11 protein-coding genes and 1 pseudogene are annotated in these 13,188 nt (G+C 64.0%); 4 read left to right on the forward strand and 8 right to left on the reverse strand.

Annotation, left to right across the window (positions count from 1 at the left end; translation table 11 throughout):
- The 8 genes and pseudogenes from AC1DZ5_RS00005 to AC1DZ5_RS00040 all read right to left on the reverse strand — a co-directional run.
- On the reverse strand, positions 1-1,411 hold a 1,411-nt coding region (locus tag AC1DZ5_RS00005), incomplete at its 3' end, for a tripartite tricarboxylate transporter permease (RefSeq protein WP_477884780.1).
- A 22-nt stretch (positions 1,412-1,433) separates the two neighbouring features.
- A pseudogene (locus AC1DZ5_RS00010) lies at positions 1,434-1,817 on the reverse strand (tripartite tricarboxylate transporter TctB family protein); the annotation flags it as partial.
- A complete protein-coding gene (gene tfpB / locus AC1DZ5_RS00015) occupies positions 1,706-3,604 on the reverse strand; it encodes a type IV pilus assembly ATPase TfpB (protein WP_477884782.1) in 1,899 nt (632 codons plus the stop codon). The gene tfpB and the pseudogene AC1DZ5_RS00010, both read right to left, overlap by 112 nt.
- Positions 3,601-4,359 (reverse strand): class I SAM-dependent methyltransferase, encoded by a 759-nt coding sequence (locus AC1DZ5_RS00020; RefSeq protein ID WP_477884784.1) that lies wholly within the window; start codon positions 4,357-4,359, stop codon positions 3,601-3,603. The genes tfpB and AC1DZ5_RS00020 overlap by 4 nt, the downstream gene beginning before the upstream one ends.
- A 6-nt stretch (positions 4,360-4,365) precedes the next feature.
- On the reverse strand, positions 4,366-5,211 hold the full coding sequence (locus AC1DZ5_RS00025; protein WP_477884786.1) for a TatD family hydrolase: 846 nt from the start codon (positions 5,209-5,211) through the stop codon (positions 4,366-4,368).
- A gap of 28 nt (positions 5,212-5,239) precedes the next feature.
- Complete coding sequence (locus AC1DZ5_RS00030) at positions 5,240-6,439, reverse strand: ABC transporter substrate-binding protein (RefSeq protein WP_477884788.1); 1,200 nt, start codon at positions 6,437-6,439, stop codon at positions 5,240-5,242.
- A 144-nt stretch (positions 6,440-6,583) separates the two neighbouring features.
- A complete protein-coding gene (gene lolD, locus AC1DZ5_RS00035; protein ID WP_477884790.1) occupies positions 6,584-7,261 on the reverse strand; it encodes a lipoprotein-releasing ABC transporter ATP-binding protein LolD in 678 nt (225 codons plus the stop codon).
- Positions 7,254-8,510, reverse strand: coding sequence for a lipoprotein-releasing ABC transporter permease subunit (locus AC1DZ5_RS00040; RefSeq protein WP_477884792.1), 1,257 nt, complete (start codon positions 8,508-8,510; stop codon positions 7,254-7,256). Before AC1DZ5_RS00040 ends, lolD begins: the two co-directional genes overlap by 8 nt.
- A 60-nt stretch (positions 8,511-8,570) precedes the next feature.
- On the opposite strand from AC1DZ5_RS00040, the gene AC1DZ5_RS00045 reads away from it, so the two are divergent.
- The 4 genes from AC1DZ5_RS00045 (at position 8,571) to AC1DZ5_RS00060 (ending at position 13,180) form a co-directional block, all read left to right on the forward strand.
- Positions 8,571-9,518, forward strand: a complete 948-nt coding sequence (locus AC1DZ5_RS00045) for a phosphoglycerate mutase (protein WP_477884794.1) — start codon at positions 8,571-8,573, stop codon at positions 9,516-9,518.
- Positions 9,515-11,224, forward strand: coding sequence for a single-stranded-DNA-specific exonuclease RecJ (gene recJ, locus AC1DZ5_RS00050; RefSeq protein WP_477884796.1), 1,710 nt, complete (start codon positions 9,515-9,517; stop codon positions 11,222-11,224). Before AC1DZ5_RS00045 ends, recJ begins: the two co-directional genes overlap by 4 nt.
- 211 nt (positions 11,225-11,435) lie before the next feature.
- Positions 11,436-12,161: an NUDIX hydrolase gene (locus AC1DZ5_RS00055; protein WP_477884798.1), complete on the forward strand. Its 726-nt coding sequence runs from the start codon at positions 11,436-11,438 to the stop codon at positions 12,159-12,161.
- Positions 12,158-13,180: a transporter gene (locus AC1DZ5_RS00060; protein WP_477884800.1), complete on the forward strand. Its 1,023-nt coding sequence runs from the start codon at positions 12,158-12,160 to the stop codon at positions 13,178-13,180. Before AC1DZ5_RS00055 ends, AC1DZ5_RS00060 begins: the two co-directional genes overlap by 4 nt.
- Positions 13,181-13,188 lie beyond the last annotated feature (8 nt).

Below are 13,188 nucleotides of genomic sequence, written 5' to 3' on the forward strand. Positions count from 1 at the left end.
GTGAGGTGAGGAACACACTCCAGTCCCCACGGCTGAGCAGCAGTGCACGGCGCAAGTACTCTTCCATCATCGGCCCCAGGATAAAGCCCAGCAGCAGCGGAGCAGGTTCTGTGCCCAGCTTGATGAACAGGTAACCAATCACGCCAAACAGGCCCACCATCCAGATGTCRAAMGTGTTGTTGTTGGTGGAGTACACGCCAATCGCRCAGAACAGCACGATGGACGGGAACAGCCAGCGGTAAGGTACGGTCAAGAGCTTGATCCAGATACCGATGAGCGGCAGATTCAGGATGATCAACATCAGGTTGCCAATCCACATGGAGGCAATCAAGCCCCAGAACAGCTCGGGGTTGCTGGTCATGACCTGCGGGCCGGGCTGGATGTTGTGGATGGTCATGGCCCCGACCATCAGCGCCATCACGGCGTTGGGTGGAATGCCCAGGGTCAACAAGGGGATGAAAGACGTCTGGGAACCGGCGTTGTTGGCCGACTCAGGCGCTGCCACACCACGGATATTGCCCTTGCCAAACGGCACTTCCCCAGGACGCAGCTTGGTTTTCTTCTCCAGGGTGTAGGCCGCAAACGACGCCATCACCGCGCCGCCACCGGGCAAGATACCCAAGATAGCGCCCAGCGCTGTACCACGCAGGACTGCCGGAACCATGTTGCGGAAGTCTTCCTTGGTGGGCCACAAGCCGGTGACGTTGGCCACAAACACCTCACGCTCACTCTCGTGTTTGGAGAGGTTGCTGATGATTTCACCGTAGCCAAACACACCCATGGCGATGACGATGAAGCCGATGCCGTCGGTAAGCTCAGGAATGTCGAAGCTGAAACGGGCCACACCGGAGTTCACATCGGTGCCCACCATGCCCAGCAGCAAGCCCAGCACGATCATGGCAATCGCCTTGAGGATGGAGCCAGACGCCAGCACCACCGCACCCACCAGACCCAGGATCATGAGCGAGAAGTACTCTGCAGGTCCAAACTTGAAGGCCAGCTCGGTCAGGGGGCCGGCGAACGCCGCCAGGATCAGCGTGCCCACGCAGCCCGCAAAGAAGGAGCCCAGACCAGCTGCCGCCAACGCGGGGCCTGCCCTGCCATTGCGCGCCATCTGGTAGCCATCAATGACCGTCACCACCGAGGACGACTCACCCGGCAGGTTCACCAAAATGGCGGTGGTGGAGCCACCGTACTGGGCGCCGTAGTAGATACCGGCCAGCATGATCAGCGCCGCCACAGGGGGCAAGGCGTAGGTGGCAGGCAGCAGCATGGCGATGGTGGCCAGAGGGCCAATGCCGGGGAGCACGCCGATCAGCGTGCCCAGCAGACAACCGACGAAGGCATAAATCAGGTTTTGAACGGTGAAGGCGACACCAAAACCGAGCGCGAGGTTGTTAAAGAGTTCCATGGTCAAGTTCCTCGGTGGGGGTTCAGGCGGCCAGGAAAGCGGGCCATACGGGGAACTGCAACTTGAGCAGGACGATGAAAGCCAGGTAGCTCAAGAGCGCCAGGATGGTGGCCAGCACGATGACCTCCTTGAAATTGAACTCGTCACCGGCATTGCTGGCAATGAAGGTCAGCAGGTAGATCCCCACAATGAGCCCCAGGGGCGGCAGGCCAATGCTGGGCAGGCCACCGATGGAGGCGCCAAACACCAGGTTGGCCAGGATGATGAAGACCAGGGGTTTCCAGGCGAGTTTGCCTATCTTGTCGCCGTCCTGGGTTTCCACCACCAGTGATTTGAAGGTGATGACACCCCCCAAAACACCGAGCAGAATGCCCAGCACCAAAGGGAAGTAGCCTGGGCCCATGCGTGCCCCGTTGCCGATGGTGTAACCGCTGGCGCCCCAGGCAAAGGCCACGCCAACGCACATCGCAGGGCACCCGCCAGCCGCAAAGGCCGCATGCCATCGGTCACGGCCTGGCGGCGCAAGGCGTCAATGCCTGGCTCCCCGCTGACCCGGGCCTTGAAGCCTTCAGACACCACCAGCAACTCATACAAGCCCATGCGCCCCATGAAGCCCGTCATGCGGCAGTCCACGCAGCCCACAGCCTTGTAGGGTTTGTACCCACCGTTGATCTGCCAGGGCTTGACCATCTCGCTCAGCGCATCCCGGCTGGCTTCTTCATCGCGCACCTTGCACTGCTTGCACAGCGTGCGCACCAGGCGCTGCGCCAGCACGCCCAGCAGCGTGGCATTGATCAGGTAGGCGGGAATGCCCAGCTCCATCAGCCGGGTGACAGCTGAGGGTGCGTCATTGGTGTGCAGCGTGGAGAACACCAAGTGGCCGGTCAGCGCGGCCTGCACCGCCATCTCGGCGGTCTCCAGATCGCGGATTTCGCCCACCATGATGATGTCGGGGTCCTGCCGCATCAGGGCGCGCAGGCCCTGCGGGAAGCCGAAGTCCAGCTGTGGCTGCACCTGGGTCTGGTTGAAAGACGGCTCGATCATTTCGATCGGGTCTTCCACCGTGCTCACGTTCACCTCTTCGGTGGCAACGCGCTTCAAGGTGGAATACAACGTAGTGGTCTTGCCGGAGCCCGTCGGGCCGGTCACCAAAATAATGCCGTGCGGCCGCTTGACCAGCTGCTCCCAGCGCGTGGCATCGTGGGCAGAAAAACCCAGCGCGTCCAGGTCTTTGACCGCGTTGTCGGGGTCAAAGATCCGCATTACCATCTTCTCGCCAAAGGCGGTGGGCAAGGTGGAGATACGCATTTCGATTTCGTCGCCACGTGGATTGCGCGTCTTGATGCGGCCATCCTGCGGACGGCGCTTCTCGATCACGTCCATGCGGCCCAGCAACTTGATGCGCGCGGTCATGGCATTGAGCACGCCCATGGGCATCTGGTAGACCGGGTGCAGCACACCGTCGATGCGAAAGCGGATCACGCCTTGCTCGCGGCGCGGTTCCAGGTGGATATCGCTGGCGCGCTGGTCGAAGGCGTACTGCCACAACCAGTCCACCACCTGCACCACGCCTTGGTCGTTGGCGTCCAGCTGCTTGTTGCTCTTGCCCAGCTCTACGAGCTGCTCAAAGCTCGCACCGTTGTTCACACCCGATTTGCTGGCCGCGCGCACGGACTTGGCCAGTGCATAAAACTCTGCCGTGTAGCGGGTGATCTCCTGCGGGCTGGCCACCACACGCTTGACGCTGCGGCGGCTCTGGCGTTCCACCTCTGCCACCCAGTCAGTGATGAAAGGCTCAGCCGTGGCCACAGTGATTTCGCTGGGCGTAACCACCACGGGCAGTATCTTGTGACGCTCGGCATAGGCCGCGCCCATGGCGTCGGCCACTTTGCCCACGTCCACCTTGAGCGGGTCAATACGCAAATACTCCAGCCCGGCGCGCTGCGCCAGCCACTGGGTCAGCATTTCCATGTCCAGCGGCTTCTGGTCCGACGCGCGGCGCATGGACACACTGGCAAGGCGCACCAGCGGGTGCTGGGAGCTTTCTGCCTGCGCACAGCGACTGATGGTGCGCTGGGCTTCGTCTTCGGCAATCACCTTGTCGTGCTGCAGCCATTCCACCAGGCGGCGCCAATCCACCGGGCCCATGTGTGGTGCGACCGCGTGCGAGGGTTTCTTAGAGGTTGTGCTCATGCCTGCACCGGTTTGAAAACGCGCACCCATTTGTCGGCAGGCAGGCCCCACTGCGATTGGATGAAGTCGGCACGCTCCACCAGCACGGAACGCTTGGGGCGGGCGGGCGTGCGCTGGGCCAGCACCACGGTATTGCCTTCGCGCGTGGCCTTGAAGGCCCAGATGGCATCGTCACCAAAAGCCTCGGCAATTTTGTCCACACTCTTTTGGAAGCTGGAGCTACGGCCAAACAGGTTGACCGTCATGCAGCCCTCGTCGGTCAGCGTGGCGCGGCAATCGGCATAAAACTCTGCGCTGTCGAGCACGGGTGCCGCAGCCTCTTCGTCATACAGGTCTACCTGCAGCGCATCCACGGCGCCCAGCCAATGGGTTTGTTTGATTTCCTGCGAGGCATCGGCCAGCACCACCTGCATGCGGCTGTTGTCCGCCGGCAGCTTGAACCAGCCGCGGCAAGCGTGCAGCACCTGGGGGTTGAGTTCGATGGCGGTGGTTTTCATCCGCAGTTCTTTATGGCAGAACTTGGTGAGCGATCCCGCCCCTAACCCCAGTTGCAGCGCCTGGCGCTTGGGCACGGTGATGGGATCGACAAACAGCAGCCAGGCCATCATGCGCTGGATGTACTCATGCACCAGCGCCGTGGGGGCGTCCACCTGCATAGAGCCCTGGATCCACTGGCTGCCCAGGTGCAGATGGCGGATATCGCCTTCTTCGGAGAAATTGACTTCGGGGAGTGAGAGAGATGCTTTTCGTGCCATGGGGATTTATACCAGCAGCGCGGCCAGCTTCGGCAGGGCTTTACAGGCGTTGTGCGTGGTGGCGTCGGCCAGCTCGGCCAAGGGCATGCCGCGCAGTTCGGCCATGCTCTGGGCGATGCGCGGCAGCTCGGCTGGGGTGTTGCGGCCCTGGGGCACGCCCGCCTCGCGCTCGGCGGCCGTGGTGTACAGCCAGTGCGGTGGAATATCGGGCGCATCGGTTTCCAGCACCAGTGCGTCCAGTGGCAGGGTCTGCGCCAGGTGGCGCAGCTGGTGGGCACGCTCGAAAGTCACCGCTCCGCCAAAGCCCAGCTTGAAGCCCAGTTTGATGAATTCCTGCGCCTGCACGTCGCTGCCATTGAAGGCATGAGCAATGCCCTGCCAGCGCCCGCCAGGGCCCGCCACCTCGCGCAGATGCTTGAGCAGACGGTCGGCCGAACGCCGCACGTGTAGCACCACAGGCAGCTCAAACTGGCGGGCCAGCTTGAGCTGGGCGCGGTAAACCGTCTCTTGCTTCTCGCGCCAAGGGCTTTGGGTGAGCTGGGGCACAAAGTAGTCTAGGCCGATCTCGCCCACGGCCACCAGGCGCGGGTCGGCATGGTGGGCCTGCAACTGCTGCGCCAGCGCGGCCAGCGCGTCGTCTTGCGCCGTGGGCACGTACAGCGGGTGGATGCCCAGCCCATAGCTGTGGCCACCCGCATGGGCCAGTTGGCGCACCGTGTCCAGGTTGGCCACTTCCACCGCCGGAATCACGCAGTGCACCACGTCGGCTTGCCGCGCGCGCTGCTGCACGGCGTCCAGCTCTTGGCCTGCCACAAAGGCATCGAGGTGACAGTGGGTATCTATCCAGCGCATGCCGCCATTGTCGGGGCTCCGCGGAGGTCTAGCGTTTGCGCTGCACAAACAGGTTGCGCGTGCGGTCCTCGGGGTAGGCGAAAGTCACCGCACCATTTTTCACCAGGCCCATCACCAACATATTGCTGGTGATGGCGTCCTTGTCGTCCTTGCTGAAGGGGCGCTCATGCGTGGCGGTGACCCCGTAGTAGACGCGGGGCATGGCCTCCAGCGCCGCCTTGACCGAAGGGCCGGACAAATTGCCGTCCCGGATGGACAGGATGGCGTAGGTCAACAGGTACACCGTGTCGTAGGCCTGCGCCGCGGCCATGGGCACGGTGATTTTTTTGGTATTGAACTTGCGTGCGTAGGCCGTCAAGAAGGAGATGCGCCGCTCGTTGCTGGGCTCGGCGATGAAGGTTTGCGCCATCAGCGCCCCCTCGGCCGCTTCCTTGGCACCGTCAATGAAAAACGGAAACGACAGCGGCCAGGCGCCCACCTGGGGCACGGCCCACTTCAGGGCCTGGCGGCCCTTGGCAATCACCGCGTTCTCCGGCCCCACTGTGTAGCTGAACACCACATTGGCACCTGCAGCTTGCGCGGCCTTCAGTTCGGCCTGCAGGTCCTTCACACCCAGATCAAAGCGCGCGACAAACACGGGCTGCAAGTTTTTGGCAGCCAACGCCTTCACCACGTCGTTCATGCCGCCTTCGCCATATGGTGTCTTGTCGGCAAAGATGGCGACCTTGGTCCAGCCACGGCTCACGATGTCATCCACCACAAACGGCGCCTGGATGCCATCGCGCGCCGAGGTGCGAAAGATATAGCTCTCAGGCGCCGGGTACTTGGCGGTAATGGGGGTGCCGGTGGCGCAGGGGACGATCAGCGGTGCCTTGGCGGTCTGGAAGGTTTCCAGCGATTTCATGGCAACCCCGGTGTTGCAAAACCCGATGGTGCCGACCACGCCTTCTTTCAGTACCTCTTGGGATTGCTGCAAGCCCACGTCAGCATTGGCGGTGTCGTCCTTGATCACCAGCTCCAGCGGTCGCCCCAGATAGCCACCCGCCGCGTTGATTTCGTCTACGGCCAATTTGGCGCCATTGAGCATGGGCAGACCAAAGTCGGCCGAGGGGCCCGTGAACGGGCCAATGAGCCCGATGCGCAGCGGTTTGACCTCTTGGGCGGCCACACCCCAAGACAGGCCCAGGCCCACCAACCAACCCACGGCGAAAGACCAACGACGGTTCATAGTACTTCTCTGAAAACTGGATGCGCCCAGCTTAGGACCCACCCTGCCCCTGCACCATCCGCGGGAACCCTTGAACCGCCGGCGTGGAACCGATGCCGTCAGCAAACCGCAAGCCAGTCGCCCTGCCTGCCCCCCCCCGGAAACCTAGGACGCGAAGCGCCCCGACACCAGCTGCAGCTGACGGCTGCAGCGCGCGGCCAGCGTGGGATCGTGCGTCACCATGACAAAGGTGGTGCCCTGGTCGCGCGCCAGCGTCAGCATCAGATCGAACACGCCGTCAGCCGTGCTGCGATCCAGGTTGCCGGTAGGTTCGTCGGCCAGCACGCAGTCGGGGTTGGTCACCAACGCGCGGGCAATGGCCACGCGCTGGCGTTCGCCCCCCGACAGCTCGGCCGGGCGGTGGTGTACGCGGTGCTCCAGTCCCACCAGCGCTAGCATTTTTGTAGCTGCTAGCGCAGCATCTACGGGGGCTACACGCCGAATAGTCAATGGCATGGCGACGTTGTCGAGCGCACTGAACTCAGGCAGCAGGTGGTGAAACTGGTAGACAAAGCCCAGGTGCTTGTTGCGCAGGCGCCCCTGCGCCGCTGCGTCCAACCCGGCCAACGCCTGACCGCACAGCGTCACGCTGCCGGCGCTGGGCGCATCCAACCCACCCAACAGATGCAGCAAGGTGCTTTTACCGGAGCCCGAGGCCCCCACAATCGCCAGCGTCTCGCCGCGACGTACTTCGAGGTCTACTCCGTGCAGCACGGTGACATCGAGGCGACCTTCGTGAAACCGCTTCGTCAGGCCCGTGGCTTGTAACAACACATCACTCATAACGCAGGGCCTCGGCAGGGTTCACCTGGCTGGCACGCCAGCTCGGGTACAGGGTGGCGACAAAGGCCATGATGAGTGCGATCACCGCAATCGGCACGATGTCGCTTTGCTGCGGCTCGCTGGGCATGCGGCTGATCAGGTAAATGTCTTTGGGCAAAAAGCTGGCACCCAGCGCGTGTTCCAGCGCGGGCACGATGACATCAATATTGAACGCCACACCCAACCCCAGCAACAGGCCGGCCAGCGTGCCGATGACACCCACCATGGCGCCCTGCACCACGAAGATGCCCATGATGCTGCGTGGGCTGGCACCTAGCGTGCGCAGGATGGCGATGTCGGCGCGCTTGTCGGTCACCGTCATCACCAGCGTGCTGACCAGGTTGAACGCAGCCACCGCCACGATCAGCGTAAGGATGATGAACATCATGCGTTTTTCCACCTGCACCGCGGCAAACCAGGTGCGGTTCTGGCGCGTCCAGTCGCGCAGCAGCAGGTCGCCGGTCATGGTGTGACTGAGTTCCTCGGCCACCTCACGTGCTTGGTGCAGGTCCTTGAGCTTGAGCCGCACGCCGGTGGGGCCTTCCAGGCGGAAGATCTTGGCGGCGTCTTCCCAGTGCACAAACACCAGGGCCGAGTCGTATTCGTAGTGGCCTGAATCAAACGTGCCCATTACCGTCATCTGCTTCAGGCGCGGCACCACGCCGGCCGGGGTGACCTGGCCGCTGGGTGCCACCAGCGTGATCTTGTCGCCCTTGATCACGCCCATGCTGCGCGCAAGCTCGCCACCCAGCACCACACCAAACTCGCCCGGCACTAACTGGGCCAGAACGGCGCCCTGCGCGCCGGTGGCCACGTCAGAGACCTGGGGCTCCAGCGCGGGGTCGATGCCGCGCACCAAAGCCCCCTTCATTTCTTCACCACGGGCCACCAGGGCTTGCGCGGCAATAAAGGGCGCAGCGCCAATCACCTGCGGGTTGGCCTTGGCCTGGGCCAGGGTCTGGTTCACATTGGGCAGGGCCACGCCGCCTGCGGCATAGACCTCGATGTGTGACACCACGCCCAGCATGCGGTCGCGCACTTCCTTCTGGAAACCGTTCATCACGCTCAGCACGATGATGAGGGCGGCCACGCCCAGCGCAATGCCCAGCATGGACACGCCCGAGATGAAGGAAATAAAGCCATTGCGCCGGGTGGCACGGCCTGCGCGGGTGTAGCGCCAGCCAATGGTGAGCTCGTAGGGCAGTTGCATTAATAGGTGACAAAGTGCTGGGGTGGCCGGATTGTGGCATCCATGCGGGACAATCCTGCCATGCACACCGTTATTCCCCATGCGGCCCCGGCCGGCCCCCAGTGCCAGGCGGCCATTGCGCAGCTGAGCCTTCCCAACCTGGGTGAACTGGTTAGCCTGCTGGACCCGACACCGCCCCTGCTGGGCTCGGTAGAGTCGCTCACGCCGCTGCACGAGCGGGTGCGCGCCAAGAGCCTGGGCCTGCAGGGCGCTGATGGTCTGGTGCCTTGGGCTGCCCTGGATGCTGAGCACCTGGGCCTGACCAAGGCGCATGGCACCACGGGCTGGGCCTGGATCACGCCCTGCCACTGGCAGATCAACGCCGACCATGTGGCGATGGACCACCCCGACACGCTGGCTCTGGGCGCCCATGCGTCAGACGCGCTGCGCGCCACCATGCAGCCCTACTTTGCCGAAGACGGTATCAGCCTGCATGCGCTGTCCAACAGCACCTGGCTGGCCCATGGCGCGGTGTTCACCGACCTGCCCACCGCGTCGCTGGCGCGCGCCTGCGGCACCCAGGTGGACAACTGGATGCCACGCCAGCCCGAGGCCCAGGGCCTGCGCCGCCTGCAAAACGAAATGCAGATGCTGCTCTACACCCACCCGGTGAACGACGCCCGCAGCGCCCAGGGCCAGCCCACGGTCAACTCCTTCTGGATCAGCGGCACGGGCCGCCTGCCCGCCCACACGCCGCTGGCTCCCGAGGAGCGCATAGATATGGTGCTGGCCCTGGAAGCTGCAGCGCTGCGCGACGACGCCTACCAATGGCTCAAGGCCTGGCACACGCTAGACAGCACGCTGATTGCCACGCTGCTGCAACGCGCCAAGGCTGGCCAGCCCCTGCAGCTCACGCTGTGTGGCGAGCGACTGGCACCGACGTTCGAACTCAAAAACACGGCCTGGTGGAACCGCCTGCAGCGCCGCTTCACCGCACCCCCACCGCAAGAATTGCTGTTGACCCTATGAACATCGTCCCCCGCGACATCCCTCCCCGCTCGGTCTGGGCGCTGGAACAAGCTGGCGTGCACCCGCTGCTGGCCCGCCTGTACGCAGCCCGCGGCGTGCACAGCCCCGATGAGCTGGACGACGCGCTGGCCAAGCTGCTGCCCCCCAGCACCCTGCTGGGCGTGGACCGCGCTGCCGTGCTGCTGGCCGATGCCATCGCGCAAAACCTGAAGCTCTGCATCGTGGCCGACTACGACTGCGACGGTGCCACCGCCTGCGCCGTGGCCGTGCGCGGCCTGCGCCTCTTGGGCGGGCAACACGTGGATTACCTGGTGCCCGACCGCGTGGTGGACGGCTACGGTCTGACCGCGCCCATCAGCGAGCGCGTGAAGCAGTCCGGCGCCGACGTGCTGATCACCGTAGACAACGGCATTGCCAGCGTGGACGGCGTGGCGCGCGCCAAGGCCCTGGGCCTGCAGGTGTTGGTGACGGACCACCATTTGCCCGCCGCCGAACTGCCCAATGCGGATGTGATCGTCAACCCCAACCAGCCCGGCTGCACGTTTGAGAGCAAGTCGATCGCTGGTGTGGGCGTGATGTTCTACACGCTGCTGGCCCTGCGCGGCGAGCTGCGCAAACGCGGCGTGTTTGACGCCACCACCCAACCCAAGCTGGACGCTCTGCTGCCCCTGGTGGCGCTAGGCACCGTGGCCGATGTAGTGAAGCTGGACGCGAACAACCGCCGCCTTGTTGCCCAAGGGTTAAAACGTGTGCGGGCCCTCGCCATGCCTGCGGGACTAGCTAGCCTTTTTATAGCATCCGGACGCAAGGCCGAGGTGGCCACCACCTTCGACTTTGGCTTTGCCCTGGGCCCACGCATCAACGCAGCAGGCCGCCTGAGCGATATGACGCTAGGCATCGAGTGCCTGCTGACCGACGACCCCGGCCGCGCCGACGAGCTGGCCAAGACGCTGGATGGAATCAACCGCGAACGCCGAGAAATTGAAGGCGACATGCGCGAGCAGGCCATGATGATTGCCGAGAGCCTGTTTGACGAAGGCGATGAGCCGCCACCCGCCATCTGCGTGTTCGACCCTGACTTCCACGAAGGCGTGGTGGGCATTGTGGCCAGCCGCATCAAAGACAAGCTGCACCGCCCCACCTTTGTGTTTGCCGCAAGCGCCGCCGAGGGCAAGGAGCACGAACTCAAAGGCTCGGGCCGCAGCATCCCCGGCTTCCACCTGCGCGACGCGCTGGACCTGGTGGCCAAGCGCTACCCCGGCGTCATCCTGCGCTTTGGCGGCCACGCCATGGCCGCGGGCTGCACGGTGGCCGAAGAGTTTTTTAACGACTTCGAGAACGGCCTGAATGAAGTCGCCCAAGAGTGGCTGGACGCCGCCACGCTGACGCGCCGCCTGGAAACCGATGGCCCGCTCAACCCCGAATACCGGCGGGTCGACCTGGTGGACACCTTGCACAAGGAAGTCTGGGGCCAAGGCTTTGCGGCGCCCACCTTCAGCGAAGAGGTGGAAGTCGTGTCACAGCGACTGGTGGGAGAGAAGCACCTGGCCCTGAAGCTCAAGCACCAGGGACAGCCCGTGGACGGCATCTGGTTCGGCCACACGGACCCGCTGCCACCCAAGGTGACGCTGGCTTTCCGGCTGGATGCGGACGAATGGAACGGCGTGCGGCGCGTGCGCTTTCTGGTCGAGGGAGCGGAGATTTAAACCGGCTGTCACAGGCCTTGGGTACCATGGGCGTTCATCTCCACCACGGCGCACGACCCTGACTACCTCCTCTCCCCGGCCCTCGGGAGCCCATGCCTTTCTGAAGAAGCTCAGCGCGGCGGAACGCAACGCTTTGACGCAGAAGCCCTGTGAACACACACCGCCCGCCGGTTGGGTCGCATGGTGTACGCCATCCCAACACCTGGGCTGGTTGCCCGCAACCCGGGCACAGCAACTACTGGCTCAACTGGCCGATTGCCATTGGGAGCACGACCACCTCGTCTGGCACAGTGAGTCTTGGAGCGGCGTCCAACGCAGCACCGTGCTGCAGGGCCTGTTGGAGCGCGACCGTGCCCAAGGCCTGTTGCCGGGCTGGCGCGACGAGGCATTTGCGTTCTGGCACACCGGCTGTTCCATGCCCTTGCTGGGGCAGCAGCCTTTTCTGACCGTAGAACGCGCCGGCTTTCGCTACCTGGGCCTCATGAGCCATGCGGTACATATCAACGGATTTACCCCCGATGGGCGACTGTGGTGCGGCCGCCGCGCCACCAACAAGGCCACCGACCCGGGCCTGCTGGACAACGTGACCGCAGGTGGCCTGCCTGCGGGCGAAACAGTGCTGGACTGCGCCCTGCGGGAATTGCAGGAGGAAGCCGGCCTGCAGATGGGCGCCACCGCACTAGTGGACGCGGGCGCGCGCCGCACCGCACGCCCCGAGAAAGAAGGCTGGCACGACGAAACCCTGCTGGTTTTCAACCTCACGCTGGCGCCCAAAGTGGTGCCGCACAACCAGGATGGCGAGGTGCAGGAATTCATGTGCCTGGCCCCCGGCGAGGTGGTGCATCGGGTACAACAGGGTGAATTCACACTGGATGCCGTCGCCTCGCTCGCGCAGGGCCTGGGGCTTTTATCCACCCAACCACAGAACCGTTCATGAGCACGACTCCCTCCACCCCCTATGGCGCAGACTCTTCCGGGCTGATTTACGGTTTCCAGTTTGGCGCCCAGGGCCAGGGCATTCCGGTGGATACCGAACAAGCCCTGCAGTGGCTGAATGCCCACGAAGGCACGGGCCCGCAGGAGGGTTTTGTCTGGCTGCACTTCAATCTGTCGCAGGCGGCCACCGCGCAGTGGATGCAAACCCATCTGCAGCTGTCCGACCTGTTTTACGAATCGCTCAAAGACGGGTCGCGCTCCACCCGCGTGGAGCTGGACGACGAGATGCTGGTCGCCGTGGTGAACGATGTGCACTACGACTTTGCCTTCGAGCCTGCCGACATCTCTACCCTCTGGCTGTCGGTAGGCCCCAGACTGGTGGTCAGCGCGCGGTTGCAACCCCTGCGCTCCATCGACCGGCTGCGCGATGCCGTGCGGCGTGGCACCCGGCTCGCATCTTCGGTGGCCCTGCTGGTGCACCTGATGCATGACCAGGGCGATGTGCTGGTGTCCATCGTGCGCAACACCACGACCCGCGTGGACACCATTGAAGACCAGCTGCTGGCGGGACGGCTGAATACCAAGCGCGCCGGCCTGGGCAGCCTGCGCCGCCTGCTGGTGCGCCTGCAGCGCCTGTTGGCACCCGAACCCGCTGCGCTGTTTCGGCTGCTGCACAAACCGCCCACTTGGATCAGCGAGGACGACTTGCAGGACCTGCGCCAATCCACCGAGGAATTCACCGTGGCGCTCAGCGATATGGCCGCGTTGCAGGAGCGCATCAAGTCCCTGCAGGAAGAGGTGGCGGCCCAGGTTGCGGAGGCGAATAACCGCAGCCTGTTTGTGCTGACCATCGTGACCGTGCTGGCTTTGCCCATCAACATCATTGCGGGCTTGCTGGGGATGAATGTGGGAGGCATTCCCTGGGCAGACCATCCACACGGTTTCTGGATTGTGGTGGCCATCATTGTCACGTTTACCGCAGTGGCGGGATGGTTCGCATTGCGCAAGCAACGCGAATAAAGCCGCCG

This window comes from Rhodoferax sp. P1_F3 (assembly GCF_056405715.1).

What these genes read in the sequence shown, in the direction of transcription:
- AC1DZ5_RS00060 (WP_477884800.1), top strand. Translation starts at nt 12,158, where the DNA reads ATGAGCACGACTCCCTCCACCCCCTATGGCGCAGACTCTTCCGGGCTG.
- AC1DZ5_RS00040 (WP_477884792.1), bottom strand. Translation starts at nt 8,510, where the DNA reads ATGCAACTGCCCTACGAGCTCACCATTGGCTGGCGCTACACCCGCGCA.
- AC1DZ5_RS00030 (WP_477884788.1), bottom strand. Translation starts at nt 6,439, where the DNA reads ATGAACCGTCGTTGGTCTTTCGCCGTGGGTTGGTTGGTGGGCCTGGGC.
- recJ (WP_477884796.1), top strand. Translation starts at nt 9,515, where the DNA reads ATGAACATCGTCCCCCGCGACATCCCTCCCCGCTCGGTCTGGGCGCTG.
- AC1DZ5_RS00020 (WP_477884784.1), bottom strand. Translation starts at nt 4,359, where the DNA reads ATGGCACGAAAAGCATCTCTCTCACTCCCCGAAGTCAATTTCTCCGAA.
- AC1DZ5_RS00025 (WP_477884786.1), bottom strand. Translation starts at nt 5,211, where the DNA reads ATGCGCTGGATAGATACCCACTGTCACCTCGATGCCTTTGTGGCAGGC.
- lolD (WP_477884790.1), bottom strand. Translation starts at nt 7,261, where the DNA reads ATGAGTGATGTGTTGTTACAAGCCACGGGCCTGACGAAGCGGTTTCAC.
- AC1DZ5_RS00045 (WP_477884794.1), top strand. Translation starts at nt 8,571, where the DNA reads ATGCACACCGTTATTCCCCATGCGGCCCCGGCCGGCCCCCAGTGCCAG.
- tfpB (WP_477884782.1), bottom strand. Translation starts at nt 3,604, where the DNA reads ATGAGCACAACCTCTAAGAAACCCTCGCACGCGGTCGCACCACACATG.